This is a genomic window from Bacteroides sp. (genome assembly GCF_019417265.1).
Classification (GTDB): Bacteria; Bacteroidota; Bacteroidia; order Bacteroidales; family Bacteroidaceae; genus Phocaeicola.
This window is the reverse complement of the sequence record NZ_DXVR01000051.1, coordinates 1-15294: the sequence shown is the minus strand read 5'-3', so window position 1 is coordinate 15294 and position 15294 is coordinate 1. Positions and strand designations below refer to the sequence as shown.

Sequence of the window (15294 nt, the reverse complement as noted above, 5' to 3'; positions counted from 1 at the left end):
TCTCAAACACCAGTGGAGTAACATCCATCCCGGTTCGACCCCGGGTCTGGGTACGAAATAATAGAGTTAAACCCTTGTAAGTCTGCAGCTTATGAGGGTTTTCTTTTTATCTACTGTAACATAGCTGAAACGAATCAACGTAAAAATAGGAACCAATCCCATTTACGGAGATTAGCTCCTATTTTTTATTCAATTATTTCAGAATGCTTCTTTACGTTTCCCACTTGTGAAAATCAGGTATATACCGAGTAGGATGAGTGGTATGCTGAGCCATTGGCCGATATTGAGTGTCATGCCTACTTCTTCTGCTACTTGCGGATTCTTTATGAATTCCAGTCCGAGACGTGCTCCAAAGAATATCAGGAGTGAAACTCCGGTGATAAGTCCTATTCTTTTCTGTAAACCAAATTTGTGGTATGCCAGCCATGAGAAGATAAAGGCTACTGCACAATATAGCATTTCGTATATCTGTGTAGGATGACATGCCTGTGCCACTCCGTTTTGGTTATATAGTTCCTGCCATTCGCGTGAGCGTACAAACTCAAATCCCCATGGGAGGTCTGTAGGATATCCGAATATTTCGGAGTTCATCAGATTTCCGAAACGGATACATGCACAGACCACTGCTACTGCAGGTATCAGACGGTCGAACAGCCACCACACACTTTTGTGTGTAACCTTTTTGGAATACCATATCAGGGCAAGTATTAGTGCGAATACACCTCCGTGGCTTGCCAATCCGCCTTTCCATATTTTAAGTATCTCTAATGGATGCGAACCGTAATAATCCCACTCGTAGAACAGGCAGTGCCCTAAACGAGCCCCTACAACGGCACTCACTATACAGTAAACAAACAGTTTGTCTGCCCAGTCGTCAGGGTGACCTTCTTTCTTGAAAAGGCGTGAGCCCATTTCGTAGGCCAGGATAAATCCCAAGCCCCACATTAGTCCGTACCATCTCAGCTCTATAGAACCAAGACGGAGAAGTATGGGATCGACGTCCCAAACGATGCTTCCTAAAATCATGTTTCTGAGTTTTTTGAATTATATATGCAAAGGAAATAAAAAAATCTCTCTCCCAAAATTTATAGGGAAAGAGATTTTATGGAAAGATTGATAAATAGTCTGATGATTATACCAAATGAGCGATAAGTTCTTCGCGGTCGCCTTCAAGAAGGTCGATTACAGGAACTTCAATCATAGTGTAGCATCCAGGCTGTTGACGCATAGAAGCACGTGCCACACAAACCAATACCTGAGCAGTAAGAGCCGGGTTATTAATCTTCATATCGAACTCGAACAACTGGTTGTGTGTCTTACCGGATACACCTTTGCGTACAAGGTTTACACCGTGACCAACGTCATTGAGGTCGTCAACACATGGAACCTGTATAACGTGAGTTTCGTCGTTTACGAAATATGCATCCGACTTGATTGCAGCTTCAACAGTCTTGAAGTCTGCACCCTCTTCAAGTTCCACATATACCATACGGCGGTGAATACCTGTACCTACAGGAATTGTCATTGACAATGCATCTTTAACACCTGCGATGGCGCGTACGGCAACAGAGTGTCCCATACTGCGGCCCGGACCGAAGTTAGTGTATGTTATACCTTTTGGAGCGATAGCTTCAAGAAGTGTACGAACTACTGAGTCGCTTCCCGGATCCCATCCTGCAGCGATGATTGAAACCGCATTGTGTGCCTTTGCTGTTTCGTTCAATGTGCGACGTAAAGATGTAATTTGTGTATGTATGTCAAAACTGTCTACTGTATTGATACCCAATGCAAGGATTTCTTTTGCGTACAGCTCTACGCTGCGTGTAGGAGTTGCAAGGATAGCCACATCGACATTTTCAAGTTCCTTGATGTCTTTTACTGCTTTATAAGGAGCAAGTTCTGCCGGTTTGTTTGCATCACCATTACGGCGAACTACACCTGCAATTTCAAAATCAGAAGCAGCTTCAAGTGCTTCAATTGTAAACTTTCCGATATTTCCGTAACCAACTACGGCAGCTCTAATCTTTTTCATAATTTTATTGGTGTTTAATTATTTGTTTCTGTTAATTTTGATACAAGGAATGAATCCTGTATTTTTGACGATGCAAAAATAAAAAATTAGAATTGTTCTAAAGAGAAAAAAAAGTACGTTTTTTGAAATATTTCGAACGTAACTTACGATTTATAACTTTGTGATACTTATTTTTGCCGTTAAATTATAATTTATAACCAGAATATGATAGAATATATAAAAGGAAAACTTGATGATGTTACACCTACCATGGCGGTAGTGGACTGTAACGGAGTGGGATACGGTGTGAATATTTCACTTAACACTTTTTCTGCCATACAGGGAAAAGGAGATGTGAAACTATATATATACGAGGCTATAAGGGAGGATGCTTATGTACTTTACGGTTTTGCAACCAAACAGGAAAGGGAACTTTTCCTTATGCTGATAACAGTTTCAGGAATTGGAGGTAATACAGCCAGAATGATTCTTTCGGCTTTGAGCCCTTCCGAGTTATGCAATGTGATAAGCTCCGGAAATGAGAAACTACTGAAAATGGTAAAGGGTATCGGACTGAAGACTGCCCAGCGAATTATTGTAGAACTCAAGGATAAGATACAAAATATAGGTGTAGAAAGCACCGGAAATGTTTCTACACCTATATCTGCTGCCAATAATGAAATATATGAAGAGGCAGTTGCCGCTTTGACTATGTTGGGATTTGCACAGGCACCGTCGCAAAAGGTTGTTGGACAGATTCTTCATGAAGAACCGGATGCACCTGTACAGAAAGTCATTAAGATAGCTCTTACGAGATTGAGGTGACGGTGGATTATTCTACTGTCACCGATTTTGCAAGATTTCGTGGACGGTCAACATCCAGTCCTCTGCATACGGCTATATGGTATGCCATCAGTTGCAGCGGAATGGATGTTACCAGAGCGTCCAGACACTCAGACACCGCAGGCACCGGAATGCTGAAATCGGCAAGTGAACTGATTACCGTATCTCCTTCTGTAACAATTGCAACTACTCTTCCTCCTCGTGCCTTTATCTCCTGAATATTGCTCAGAACCTTGTCGTACAGAGGTGAATTGGTAGCAATGACTACTACCGGCATTTCCGCGTCGATAAGTGCAATAGGTCCATGTTTCATCTCTGCAGCCGGGTAACCTTCGGCATGTATATATGATATTTCTTTTAGCTTCAGTGCTCCTTCCAGTGCTATAGGGAATGAATATCCGCGTCCTAAATAGATGAAATTTCGGGCATATGTAAACATTTTAGACAGATTTGCTATATAATCGTTCTGTTTCAGAACCTGGCGTATCTTTTCCGGAATGTTGTTTAGCGAGGCAACAGTTTCAGTATATTCATAAGAAGATATAGTACCCATTTCTTGTGCCAGTGACAGTGCAAACATCAGAAGTACAGTGACCTGACCGGTGAATGCCTTAGTCGATGCAACACCTATTTCAGGACCCACATGTATATATGAACCGGAGTCTGCAGCACGTGCGATGGATGAACCTACCACATTACATATCCCGTAAACAAATGCTCCGCTGTTACGTGCAAGTTCTATGGCAGCTAATGTATCTGCAGTTTCACCGCTTTGTGAAATGGCTATTACTACATCATCCGGCGATATTACAGGATTACGGTAACGGAACTCAGATGCATATTCCACTTCTACCGGTATGCGGCACATTGTTTCTATAAGTTGTTTTCCTATAAGTCCTGCATGCCATGATGTACCGCAGGCTACAATAATAAATCGTCGTGCATTGATAAACTTGTCTCTGTGTTCTTTTACTGCCGAAAGCAATATTGACATAGTTTCCGGATTAAGACGGCCACGCATACAGTCGGCTATGCATTCAGGCTGGTCGAATATTTCCTTTATCATAAAATGAGGATAGCCTCCTTTCTGAAGCTGACCGATATTCAATGCTATGGTTTGTGCTTCGTGCGAGCATTCCACGTTGTCCAAATCTACAATCTTGATAGGTTCGCCATTTCTTAGTACGGCTATTTCTCCGTCTGAGAGATATATTACCTTATTAGTATATTCTACAATCGGAGTGGCATCTGATGCAAGGAAGTATTCATCCTTACCTATACCTACTACTAAAGGACTACTTTTTCTTGCGGCAATGATTGTTTCTGGATGATTTTTGTCTATTACTGCTATAGCATATGCTCCTATTACCTCTTTTAGTGCCAACTGAACAGATGTCAGAAGATCAAGATTTCCTTCTGTCTGGATATAATCAATCAGTTGTACCAATACTTCCGTGTCAGTACTGCTTTTGAAGACATATCCTTTATCTATAAGTTTTTGTTTTAGGAGAGCATAATTTTCGATAATACCATTATGTACTAAAGCCAGTCGACCGCTCATCGAAGTATGAGGATGAGAATTTATCGTACTTGGCTCTCCATGAGTAGCCCAACGTGTATGTGCAATACCGGTCGAGGCTGATGTGTCTTTGCCTGCAACAACCTGTTCCAAGTCTGCAACTTTTCCTACTGATTTGTAAATCTTTAAGTCTCCAGGAGTATTTATAAGTGCCACTCCGGCACTGTCATATCCCCTATACTCCAATTTGCGAAGACCTTCTACAAGCACGGGCCATGCCTGACGCTTGCCAATGTATCCTACGATTCCACACATATTTATATACTTGTTTTCATTCAATACAAAAGTAAGTATTTTCATGTTTATATATATGTCCTATAATATGCTTTTTTGAATAAAATAAAAAATGAAGTATTAAACTGAAGTTAAAAATAAAGTATTTGGTTTTAAATTTGAAGGTATTCCTTTTTATTAATTCGTATTTATAACAACTCTTGAAAGCTCAGTATCTTTTTTTTTAGAAAGAGCTTATAAAACAATGCACAAAAGATGAGATTCTATACTTTTGTAGTGCAAAATAATACATACAAACGAGATTTTAGTACATAAAGAAACCAAAACACAATGAAAGAGAATCATTTTATCAGAGAAAATGCTCTTCGGGGATTATATAGTCCGGCAAATGAGCATGACGCCTGTGGTGTAGGAATGATAGTCAATCTGCATGGTGCAAAGTCACATGAACTGATAGACTCAGCCTTGAAGGTATTGGAGAATATGAAACACCGTGGAGCTGAAGGAGCAGACAGTAAGACAGGTGATGGTGCGGGTATCATGATTCAGATACCGCATGAATTTATTCTTCTACAGGGTATTCCGGTTCCTGAAAAAGGTAAATATGGTACAGGACTGGTGTTTATGCCTAAAGATAAAGACGCTCAGCAGGATATTATGAGTGCGATGATAGAAGAAATAGAGCGTGAAGGGATGACACTGATGCATGTACGCACGGTGCCGGTAAACTCGGATATTTTGGGTAAGGACGCGCAAGCTACAGAACCTGATGTGAAGCAGATTTTTGTCACTGCCGGAGCAGATGAATCTGAACTGGAGAAAAAACTGTATATCATCAGGAAGAAGATAGAAAATCGAATACAACACAAAGACTTTTATATAGTGTCACTCTCCAGTAAGAACATGGTGTATAAGGGAATGCTTACTTCTACACAACTTCGTGAATATTATGCAGACCTTACGCAGCCGTACTTTACCAGTGCACTGGCTTTGGTGCATTCACGTTTCAGTACGAATACATTTCCTACATGGAGTCTGGCACAGCCTTTCCGTATGATGGCTCATAACGGCGAGATAAATACAATTCGTGGTAACCGTGCCTGGATGGAAGCCAGGGAAAGCGTTCTTTCATCTGAGAAACTGGGGGATATATCAAAGATACGTCCTATCATACAACCAGGCATGAGCGATAGTGCCTCAATGGATAATGTACTTGAATTTTTCGTTATGTCAGGTCTTAGTCTGCCTCATGCGCTTGCCATGATGGTACCTGAGTCTATAAACGAGAAAAACCCTATCAGTCAGAAACTTAAAGACTTCTATGAATATCATTCCATACTGATGGAACCCTGGGATGGTCCTGCCGCACTGCTTTTCAGCGACGGAAGATACGCCGGAGGTATGCTTGACAGAAACGGTTTGCGTCCTGCCAGATGGCTGGTTACAAAAAACGGAACTATGGTAGTTGCCAGCGAAACAGGTACCATAAGTTTCAATCCTGATGAAATAGAAGCCAAAGGAAGACTGCAGCCGGGTAAGATATTATTGATAGATACACAGGAAGGTAAAATATATTACGATAAAGAAGTTAAAGAAAATTTGGCATCGGCTTTGCCATACACAGAATGGTTGGCTGCCAACAGAATTGAACTTGATACTTTGCGCAGTGGACGTAAGGTGGAAAACTCTGTGAAAGATGCAGGAAGAAAACTTCGTATATTCGGATATACCCGCGAAGACATCGAGCGTACTCTTACTCCTATGTGTGCCGCAGGTGCGGAACCTACAGCGTCAATGGGGAATGATACTCCTTTGGCTGTATTGAGTGAAAAACCTCAGTCGGTATTCAATTATTTCCGTCAGCAGTTTGCGCAGGTTACTAATCCGGCTATTGACCCTATACGAGAAGAACTGGTAATGTCTCTTACTGAGTATATCGGTGCCGTAGGAAGCAATATTCTCAGTCCGAGTGCAGGACATTGCAAGATGGTTCGTCTGCCGCATCCCGTGCTTACCAATACACAGCTTGATATTCTCTGTAATATCAGATATAAGGGCTTCAGTACTGTCAAATTGAAAATGGTATTCAAAGCTTCAGATGGTGAGGAAGGACTTCGCCGCGCTATAGATAATATGTGTAAGAGTGCGGAAGAAGCCGTTGATGCAGGTGCAAACTATATAGTGCTTTCAGACAGGGATGTAGATGCCGAATATGCGCCTGTACCGTCACTTGTTGCTGTAAGCGCAGTTCACCATCATTTGATTTCGGTTCAGAAACGTGTGCAGACTGCGTTGATAGTTGAAAGTGGCGAAGCACGCGAAGTAATGCATGCTGCATTGCTTTTGGGATATGGAGCGAGTGCAATCTGTCCGTATATGGCTTTTGCTGTGATAGACGGTTTGGTTAAGAAAGGCGATGTGCAGCTTGATTATGCTACTGCCGAAAAGAACTATATAAAGGCTCTTTGCAAGGGGTTGTATAAGGTGATGAGCAAGATGGGTATCAGTACGATACGCTCATACCGCGGTGCGAAACTGTTTGAGGCTGTAGGCTTGAATGCTGAGGTAATGAGAATGTATTTCGGAACAGATGTGTCTACAATTGGAGGGGCAAGTATCGGAGATATTGCACATGACTATCTCAGATTCCATCGTTCCGGTGTTGCTATATCTGAAGATGAGGCCGGAGCATTGCTTGACCATATCGGACTCTTTTCATACAGAAAGGATGGTGAACAGCATGCATGGAATCCTGATACGATAAGTCTGCTTCAGCTTGCCACACGTACAGGTAGTTATAAAAAGTTCAAGGAATTTACTGCTAAAGCGGATAAAAAGGAAAATCCTATTTTCCTTCGCGACTTTTTCGGTTTTCGCAGGGCTCCTATCAGCATAGACCAGGTGGAACCGGTAGAAGATATAGTGAAACATTTTGTTACCGGAGCAATGTCGTTCGGTGCAATCAGCAAGGAGGCTCATGAGGCTCTTGCATTGGCAATGAATAGTCTTGGAGCAAGAAGCAATACCGGTGAAGGTGGTGAAGACAGCAGCCGATTCTCTGATGTTTATCATACCGAAGACGGAGATATCAGTCTGTGCAGCAAGACCAAGCAGATAGCTTCGGGACGTTTCGGAGTGACAACTGAATATTTAGTCAATGCCGAGGAAATCCAGATAAAGGTGGCACAAGGAGCAAAACCGGGAGAAGGTGGACAACTGCCGGGATTTAAGGTAGATGAAGTAATTGCCCATACACGTCATTCTATTCCCGGAATATCTCTTATTTCTCCTCCACCTCATCACGATATATATTCTATAGAGGATCTTGCACAGTTGATTTTCGATTTGAAGAATGTTAATCCGCGTGCTGCTATAAGTGTTAAGCTGGTGGCTGAAAGTGGTGTTGGTACCATTGCGGCGGGTGTGGCAAAGGCCAAGGCTGACCTGATTGTGATTTCTGGTGCCGAAGGTGGTACAGGTGCTTCTCCGGCTTCGTCAATGAGATATGCCGGCATCCCGCCTGAGATAGGTTTGAGCGAAACCCGGCAGACTCTTGTGCTGAACGGACTTAGAGGACAGGTACGTCTGCAGACAGACGGACAGTTGAAAACAGGACGTGACATAATAAGTATGGCTTTGCTTGGAGCTGAGGAATTTGCTTTCGGAACTTCTGTACTGATAGTCTTGGGATGTGTTATGATGAGAAAATGTCATGCCAATCTGTGCCCTGTCGGAGTTGCTACTCAGGATGAAAAATTGCGTCAGCATTTCCGTGGACATTATAAATATGTTGTAAATTATTTTCGTTTCCTGGCAGAGGAAGTAAGAGAGTATCTGGCAGAAATGGGATTTACAAAACTGGAAGATATAGTAGGACGTACGGACCTTATTCAAGTTGATTCTTCAGACAGCAGAGGAAAAATGTCAGGTCTGGATTTTGGAAGAATTTTACATAAGGTGGAAAGCTGTGCCGACATTCATCATACAGCAGACAAACCTCTTGACTTGTTGGGTATAAAGGACAGAGCCATGATTTCAGCGGCTAAGGAGGCTTTGGATAACATGAAACCGGTTGAACTGGAATATACAATTTCCAATACAGACCGTTCGGCAGGTGCTATGCTCTCTGGGGAGGTGGCAAGAAGATACGGTCATACAGGTTTGCCTGACGGTACTATTAACGTGAAGTTTAAAGGTTCGGCAGGACAGAGTTTCGGAGCATTCCTGACATCTGGAATAACATTCCGTTTGGAAGGTGAGGCCAATGACTATGTGGGAAAAGGTCTTAGCGGTGGACGTATCTGTCTGTTGCCTCCGTCAGGTTCGTTGTTCGATGCTTCTAAGAATACTATCGCAGGCAATACCCTGATGTATGGTGCCACTAAAGGTGAAGTTTATATTAACGGACGTGTTGGAGAGAGATTTGCAGTGAGAAACTCAGGTGCAATAGCCGTTGTAGAAGGAGTTGGTGACCACTGCTGTGAGTACATGACAGGCGGACGTGTGGTAGTGCTTGGCGATACCGGAAGAAATTTTGCAGCCGGTATGAGTGGCGGTATAGCATATGTGTGGGACCCGGAACATAGTTTCGACTATTTCTGTAATATGGAGATGGTTGAACTCAATCTGCTTGAAGATTCTGCTTCACGCAAGGAGTTGAAAGAACTTATCGAACGTCACTGGAAATTCACCGGTTCGAAATTGGCACGTACTCTGCTCGATGAATGGCAGGAGCATGTTGATGAATTTATTCAGGTTACTCCGATAGAATACAAACGTGTTCTGGCTGAGGAACAGATGAAGAAACTGCAACAGAAGATTGCGGAGGTACAGAGGGACTATTGAAATAACTAATAATGAATAATATGGGAAATCCAAAAGCATTTCTAAATATACCTCGTCAAGAGGCCGGCTACCGTCCTGTTTATGAACGTGTTGCCGATTATAGTGAAGTGGAACAGACACTTAACACAAGCGAACGTAAATTGCAGGCCGGCCGTTGTATGGACTGCGGAGTACCATTCTGTCATTGGGCATGTCCGTTGGGAAATCGTCCTCCTGAGTTTCAGGATGCACTATGCAAGGGTGACTGGCGCAAGGCTTACGAAATATTGAGTGCAACAAACGACTTTCCGGAATTTACAGGCCGTATCTGTCCTGCGCTGTGTGAGAAATCGTGTGTACTGAAACTCAGTATCGACTCTCCTGTAACTATTCGTGAGGATGAGGCTGCCGTTATTGAGGCAGCTTTCCGCGAAGGATATATCTCTCCGAAAAAATATGAAAGAAACGGAAAAAAAGTGGCTGTGATTGGTTCGGGACCTGCCGGGCTTGCTGCAGCAAACCAACTGAACAGACGTGGATACGAAGTTACGGTATTCGAGCGCGACGAGATGCTCGGAGGTCTTCTGCGATACGGAATACCAAATTTTAAACTTGGAAAGAACATCATAGACCGCCGTATCCGAATAATGGAGGCCGAAGGCATTGTCTTCAAGACTAATTCGGAAATAGACCTTGCGAAATTGCCTGAAGGATTTGATGCGTATGCCGTTTGTACAGGAACTCCGCAAGCCAGAGATCTGGCGATACCGGGACGCGAACTTTCCGGCATTCATTTTGCCATGGAGATGTTAGCGCAGCAGAACAGAGTGCTTGCCGGGCAGAATCTTGCGGAGAAAGACAGAATATCTGCCCGCGGAAAGCATGTATTGGTAATAGGTGGTGGTGATACGGGTAGCGACTGTATAGGTACCTCACACCGTCAGGGAGCATTGAGCGTTACTCAGATAGAAATAATGCCAAAACCTCCTGTAGGACACAATCCTGCTACCCCATGGCCACAGTGGCCTGTTGTACTGAAAACCAGTTCAAGCCACGAAGAAGGATGTACACGCCGCTGGTGTCTGAACTCGAACAAGTTTGTGGGCAAAAACGGAAAAGTCACAGCAGTAGAGGTGGAAGAAGTAGAATGGATTCCGGCAGCAGACGATGGCCGTCCGACGATGAAACCTACGGGCAAGAAAGATACCATAAAGGCAGATTTGGTTCTGTTAGCTATGGGATTCCTGAAACCACAGCTTCCTGAACTGCCAGCGAATGCAGTTGTGGCAGGTGACGCGGCTACAGGTCCGTCGCTCGTAGTGAAATGTATTGCTGCAGGACGTAAGGCGGCTGCAGAGATAGATAGTTTTCTTAGTAGTCGTTAGTTTTTAGTTATTAGTTTTTAGTCCTAACAACCAACAACCAACAACCAACAACCAACAACTCAAAACTAAAAACCTATGTGTGGTATAGCATGTATCTTCAATATAAAACAGCAATCGCCTGAGTTGAGACAGAAAGCTCTCACTATGGCGAAACGCATACGCCACCGCGGACCGGACTGGAGCGGAATATATTGCGGTGGTTCTGCCATCCTGGCACACGAACGTCTGTCAATAGTCGACCCTCAGAGTGGAGGACAGCCATTGTTTTCGCCGGACAGAAAACAAATTCTGGCTGTGAACGGCGAAATATACAATCATCGCGACATACGCGCCGAATTTGCAGGTAAGTATGACTTCCGGACCGGAAGTGACTGCGAGGTTATACTTGCTCTGTATCGTCAGTATGGAGTGGCTTTTATAGAGAAACTGAGTGGAATCTTCGCATTTGCACTTTATGACGAGGAACGCGATGAGTTTCTTATTGCACGCGACCCTATAGGCGTTATACCTCTTTATATAGGACGTGATGCAGACGGCAAAGTATATTGCGCAAGTGAACTGAAAGCTCTTGAAGGGATGTGCGACGAATATGAGCCTTTCCTGCCCGGACATTATTACTGGAGCCGAGAAGGTAAGATGCACAGATGGTATAATCGTGACTGGACAGAGTATGAAGCAGTGAAAGACAGATACGCCGATATGTCTGATGATGAAGCTTACAAAGCTCAGGTGAATGATGTGCGTTCGGCTTTGGAGGCTGCTGTGAGAAGGCAGCTTATGAGTGATGTTCCATATGGTGTATTACTTTCCGGCGGACTTGATTCGTCTGTTATTTCAGCTGTAGCTAAACAGTTTGCCGACAAGCGTGTGGAAACCGACGGAAAGCAGGATGCTTGGTGGCCGCAGCTTCACTCATTTGCAGTAGGGCTTAAGGGGGCGCCGGACCTGGAAAAGGCCCGTCTTGTGGCCGAACATATCGGAACAGTACATCACGAGATAAATTATACCATCCAGGAAGGTCTTGACGCCATACGCGACGTGATTTATTACATAGAAACTTACGATGTGACTACAGTACGTGCGTCTACTCCGATGTATCTCCTTGCAAGAGTCATCAAGTCTATGGGTATAAAAATGGTACTGAGCGGCGAAGGTGCCGACGAGGTGTTCGGAGGATATCTGTATTTCCACAAGGCACCGGATGCGCGTGCATTCCATGAGGAAACAGTGCGTAAACTCTCCAAACTGCATCTTTATGACTGTCTGCGTGCCAACAAATCGCTCTCTGCTTGGGGAGTGGAAGGAAGAGTTCCTTTCCTCGACAAGGAGTTTCTGGATGTGGCAATGCGTCTGAATCCGGCCGTAAAGATGTGTCCGGGCAAGGAGATAGAAAAGAAGATAGTGCGCGATGCGTTCTCATCTCTTCTCCCCCAGGAAGTGGCATGGCGACAAAAGGAACAGTTCTCCGACGGTGTGGGCTATTCATGGATTGATACACTGAAGGCAATAACATCGGAAGCAGTATCAGATGAGCAGATGGCCCATGCGGCAGAACGTTTCCCTATCAATCCGCCTCAGAACAAGGAAGAATATTATTATCGCAGCATATTCGAGGAACATTTCCCAAGCGAATCTGCAGCCAAGTCGGTTCCAAGCGTACCGAGTGTGGCATGCTCTACTGCTGAGGCTTTGGCATGGGATTCATCGTTCAAAGGGATGAATGACCCGAGTGGACGTGCTGTAGCGGGAGTACATGAGGCGGCGTATTGAGTTTAAGTTGTTAGTTTTCAGTTATTAGTTTTTAGTCCTAACAACCAACAACTAACAACTCACTTTCCAACAACTAATAACTATCAAAAGATGAACATCAGATTTACAAAAATGCATGGTGCCGGCAATGATTATATCTATGTCAATACCATTAAATATCCTATAGAGAATCCGGAAGAACTTGCCGTGATGTGGAGCAAATATCACACCGGAATAGGTAGCGACGGACTGGTTCTTATCGGTACATCAAAGACAGCGGATTTCAGTATGCGCATATTCAATGCCGACGGTTCGGAAGCCATGATGTGCGGAAATGCGAGCCGATGCATAGGAAAATACCTTTATGAAGAGGGACTGACTGCAAAAACGGAAGTTACACTGGAAACTCTTTCCGGAATAAAAACATTGCGACTTCATCTTACAAAAGATAATCATGTTGATGAAGTGACCGTCGATATGGGACTTCCTAAAGTTATTGGAAAAGTTCAGTTAGGTGATGGATACGGATACACAGAAGGTGTTTCTGTATCAATGGGTAATCCTCATCTTGTGATATTTGTAAATAATATATTCGAAGTTGACATCAATACTGTTGGATCGTCACTTGAGAAACATCCATTATTCCCTGATCGTGTAAATGTGGAATTTGCACAGACTTTTCAAGATGGATATATTCGTATGAGAGTGTGGGAACGTGGTTCAGGTATTACAATGGCATGCGGAACAGGAGCTTGCGCTACAGCCGTGGCTGCGGCATATACCGGAAAGTGCGGTAGAGAATCATCTGTGAAAATGGATGGAGGCACACTTAAAATTAAATGGGACGAAACAGACGGACATGTATATATGACCGGTCCTGCTGTAAAAGTCTTTGATGGAGAGATATCTCTCTAAAAACTAACAACCAACAACTAAAAACAATGGCGCAAATAAACGATAATTTTCTAAAACTGCCCGGCAGTTATCTGTTCTCGGACATAGCTAAGAAGGTAAACAGTTTCAAGGCGGAGAATCCCGGCATCGACCTCATCAGACTGGGGATAGGCGATGTAACACGTCCGCTTCCCACAGCCTGCATCGAGGCTATGCACCGTGCCGCAGACGAACTGGCTTCATCTGTTTCATTCCATGGATATGGACCGGAACAAGGATATGATTTTCTGATCGAGGCTATTATAAAGAATGATTTCGAATCACGTGGAATAAAGCTTTCTTCTCATGAAGTTTTCATAAATGATGGAGCAAAAAGTGACACTGGAAATATAGGTGACATATTCGGTCGTAACAATAAGATAGCCGTAACCGACCCTGTCTACCCTGTCTATATCGACAGCAATGTTATGTCCGGCAGGGCAGGAGAGTTGGGTGTTGACGGATGTTGGAGCTATATTATATATATGCCTTGTAATGAAGAAAACGGTTTTGTTCCTTCGCTTCCTTCTAAGTATGCGGATATTATCTATCTGTGTTATCCTAATAATCCTACAGGAACAACGCTTACTAAAGAGGAACTGAAAGAATGGGTAGACTATGCGCTCAAGAATGGTTCTATAATATTTTTTGATGCTGCATACGAGGCATTCATACGCGAGGAAAATGTTCCACATTCAATATACGAGATTGAAGGAGCAAGACACTGCGCGATAGAATTCAGAAGTTTTTCCAAAACAGCCGGATTCACAGGAGTGCGATGTGGTTATACGGTAATTCCAGACGAACTTCTTGCTACTGCGGCAGACGGAACGAAAGTTCAGCTTAATAAATTGTGGCTGCGACGCCAGTGTACAAAATTCAATGGAACCAGCTATATTACTCAGCGTGCAGCCGAGGCTATATATTCTCCTGAAGGAAAGGAACAGGTAAAAGCGAACATAGACTATTATCTGGAAAACGCACGTATCATGCGCGAAGGCTTGAAGAAATCCGGTATGACGGTTTATGGAGGAGTGAACTCACCGTATCTGTGGCTCAAGACTCCTGAAGGTTACGGCTCATGGAAATTCTTCGATACTTTGTTGGAGAAAGCTAATGTGGTAGGTACTCCGGGTGTAGGTTTCGGGCCGTCCGGCGAAGGTTTCCTTCGTCTTACAGCATTCGGAAAACGAGAGGACTGTATAGAGGCTATGCAACGTATTGAGAAATATATATAATAATATTATGCCATGTCATGTCCTGCCAGATTGCATGGCATTGATTACAATCTGTTTTGGTTTTATATGTATTTAGTAGAGACGGAACTACAGCGATGTAGTTTCGCCTTTTTTTATTGTCTGTGTTAGTGTATGTAGTGTAGTCTTTGAAATATTAGAAAAAACGTTTAGTCGTTTTAGTTTAAACGACGGTTCGTTTTGACTAAAATAACGAGGCGTTTTTGTATGTTTTTGTATTTGTTTGGAAATCAGCGGATTAGAAATTTGTATTGGAATGGTAAATATAACGAATGTTTCATTTTGATGTGAAAATGATACATGAAACAAAATTTATTGTGTATGAAACATTTTTTTATATTGGTCTTGTGGCTTTATTCATATATTTGAATCTAATTTATGTAACGCTTTTGGTGTTACTATATTAACCGAAGATGTAATTGTAAATTTTCTTTTGGGCGTTCCCGTGGGACGGTCGGGCTTTACGTTTCAAGTCCTCGC

The 15294-nt window shown here is 43.3% G+C and carries 9 protein-coding genes; 6 read left to right on the top strand and 3 right to left on the bottom strand.

Translation table 11 applies throughout. The features are described from left to right. Positions 1-198: 198 nt before the first annotated feature. Positions 199-1023 carry a prolipoprotein diacylglyceryl transferase gene (gene lgt, locus QZ379_RS07680; RefSeq protein WP_291562699.1) on the bottom strand — a complete coding sequence of 275 codons (825 nt, stop codon included), beginning with the start codon at positions 1021-1023 and terminating at the stop codon, positions 199-201. A 109-nt stretch (positions 1024-1132) separates the two neighbouring features. Beyond that, a complete protein-coding gene (locus QZ379_RS07675; RefSeq protein ID WP_291562684.1) occupies positions 1133-2032 on the bottom strand; it encodes a diaminopimelate dehydrogenase in 900 nt (299 codons plus the stop codon). Between the two features lie 204 nt (positions 2033-2236). Between QZ379_RS07675 and ruvA the strand changes: the two genes are divergently transcribed. Continuing rightward, the gene (gene ruvA, locus QZ379_RS07670; RefSeq protein WP_204394386.1) at positions 2237-2836 is read left to right on the top strand and encodes a Holliday junction branch migration protein RuvA; all 600 of its coding nucleotides are present in this window, start codon (positions 2237-2239) and stop codon (positions 2834-2836) included. 7 nt (positions 2837-2843) lie between these two features. Here ruvA and glmS read toward each other — a convergent pair whose 3' ends face one another. After that, positions 2844-4688 (bottom strand): glutamine--fructose-6-phosphate transaminase (isomerizing), encoded by a 1845-nt coding sequence (gene glmS, locus QZ379_RS07665; protein WP_291562696.1) that lies wholly within the window; start codon positions 4686-4688, stop codon positions 2844-2846. A 309-nt stretch (positions 4689-4997) separates the two neighbouring features. Between glmS and gltB the strand changes: the two genes are divergently transcribed. The 5 genes from gltB (at position 4998) to QZ379_RS07640 (ending at position 14796) form a co-directional block, all read left to right on the top strand. Further along, entirely contained in the window at positions 4998-9512 is a 4515-nt protein-coding gene (gltB, locus tag QZ379_RS07660; protein ID WP_291562680.1) for a glutamate synthase large subunit, read from the top strand. 20 nt (positions 9513-9532) lie between these two features. Further along, positions 9533-10876, top strand: coding sequence for a glutamate synthase subunit beta (locus QZ379_RS07655; protein ID WP_291562678.1), 1344 nt, complete (start codon positions 9533-9535; stop codon positions 10874-10876). Between the two features lie 75 nt (positions 10877-10951). Continuing rightward, positions 10952-12646 carry an asparagine synthase B gene (gene asnB, locus QZ379_RS07650; protein ID WP_291562676.1) on the top strand — a complete coding sequence of 565 codons (1695 nt, stop codon included), beginning with the start codon at positions 10952-10954 and terminating at the stop codon, positions 12644-12646. A gap of 90 nt (positions 12647-12736) precedes the next feature. Then, on the top strand, positions 12737-13540 hold the full coding sequence (gene dapF / locus QZ379_RS07645) for a diaminopimelate epimerase (RefSeq protein ID WP_291562674.1): 804 nt from the start codon (positions 12737-12739) through the stop codon (positions 13538-13540). Positions 13541-13566: 26 nt separating this feature from the next. Further along, complete coding sequence (locus QZ379_RS07640) at positions 13567-14796, top strand: LL-diaminopimelate aminotransferase (protein WP_291562672.1); 1230 nt, start codon at positions 13567-13569, stop codon at positions 14794-14796. Positions 14797-15294 lie beyond the last annotated feature (498 nt).

What these genes read in the sequence shown, in the direction of transcription:
- gltB (WP_291562680.1), top strand. Translation starts at nt 4,998, where the DNA reads ATGAAAGAGAATCATTTTATCAGAGAAAATGCTCTTCGGGGATTATAT.
- asnB (WP_291562676.1), top strand. Translation starts at nt 10,952, where the DNA reads ATGTGTGGTATAGCATGTATCTTCAATATAAAACAGCAATCGCCTGAG.
- QZ379_RS07675 (WP_291562684.1), bottom strand. Translation starts at nt 2,032, where the DNA reads ATGAAAAAGATTAGAGCTGCCGTAGTTGGTTACGGAAATATCGGAAAG.
- QZ379_RS07640 (WP_291562672.1), top strand. Translation starts at nt 13,567, where the DNA reads ATGGCGCAAATAAACGATAATTTTCTAAAACTGCCCGGCAGTTATCTG.
- glmS (WP_291562696.1), bottom strand. Translation starts at nt 4,688, where the DNA reads ATGTGTGGAATCGTAGGATACATTGGCAAGCGTCAGGCATGGCCCGTG.
- ruvA (WP_204394386.1), top strand. Translation starts at nt 2,237, where the DNA reads ATGATAGAATATATAAAAGGAAAACTTGATGATGTTACACCTACCATG.
- dapF (WP_291562674.1), top strand. Translation starts at nt 12,737, where the DNA reads ATGAACATCAGATTTACAAAAATGCATGGTGCCGGCAATGATTATATC.
- QZ379_RS07655 (WP_291562678.1), top strand. Translation starts at nt 9,533, where the DNA reads ATGGGAAATCCAAAAGCATTTCTAAATATACCTCGTCAAGAGGCCGGC.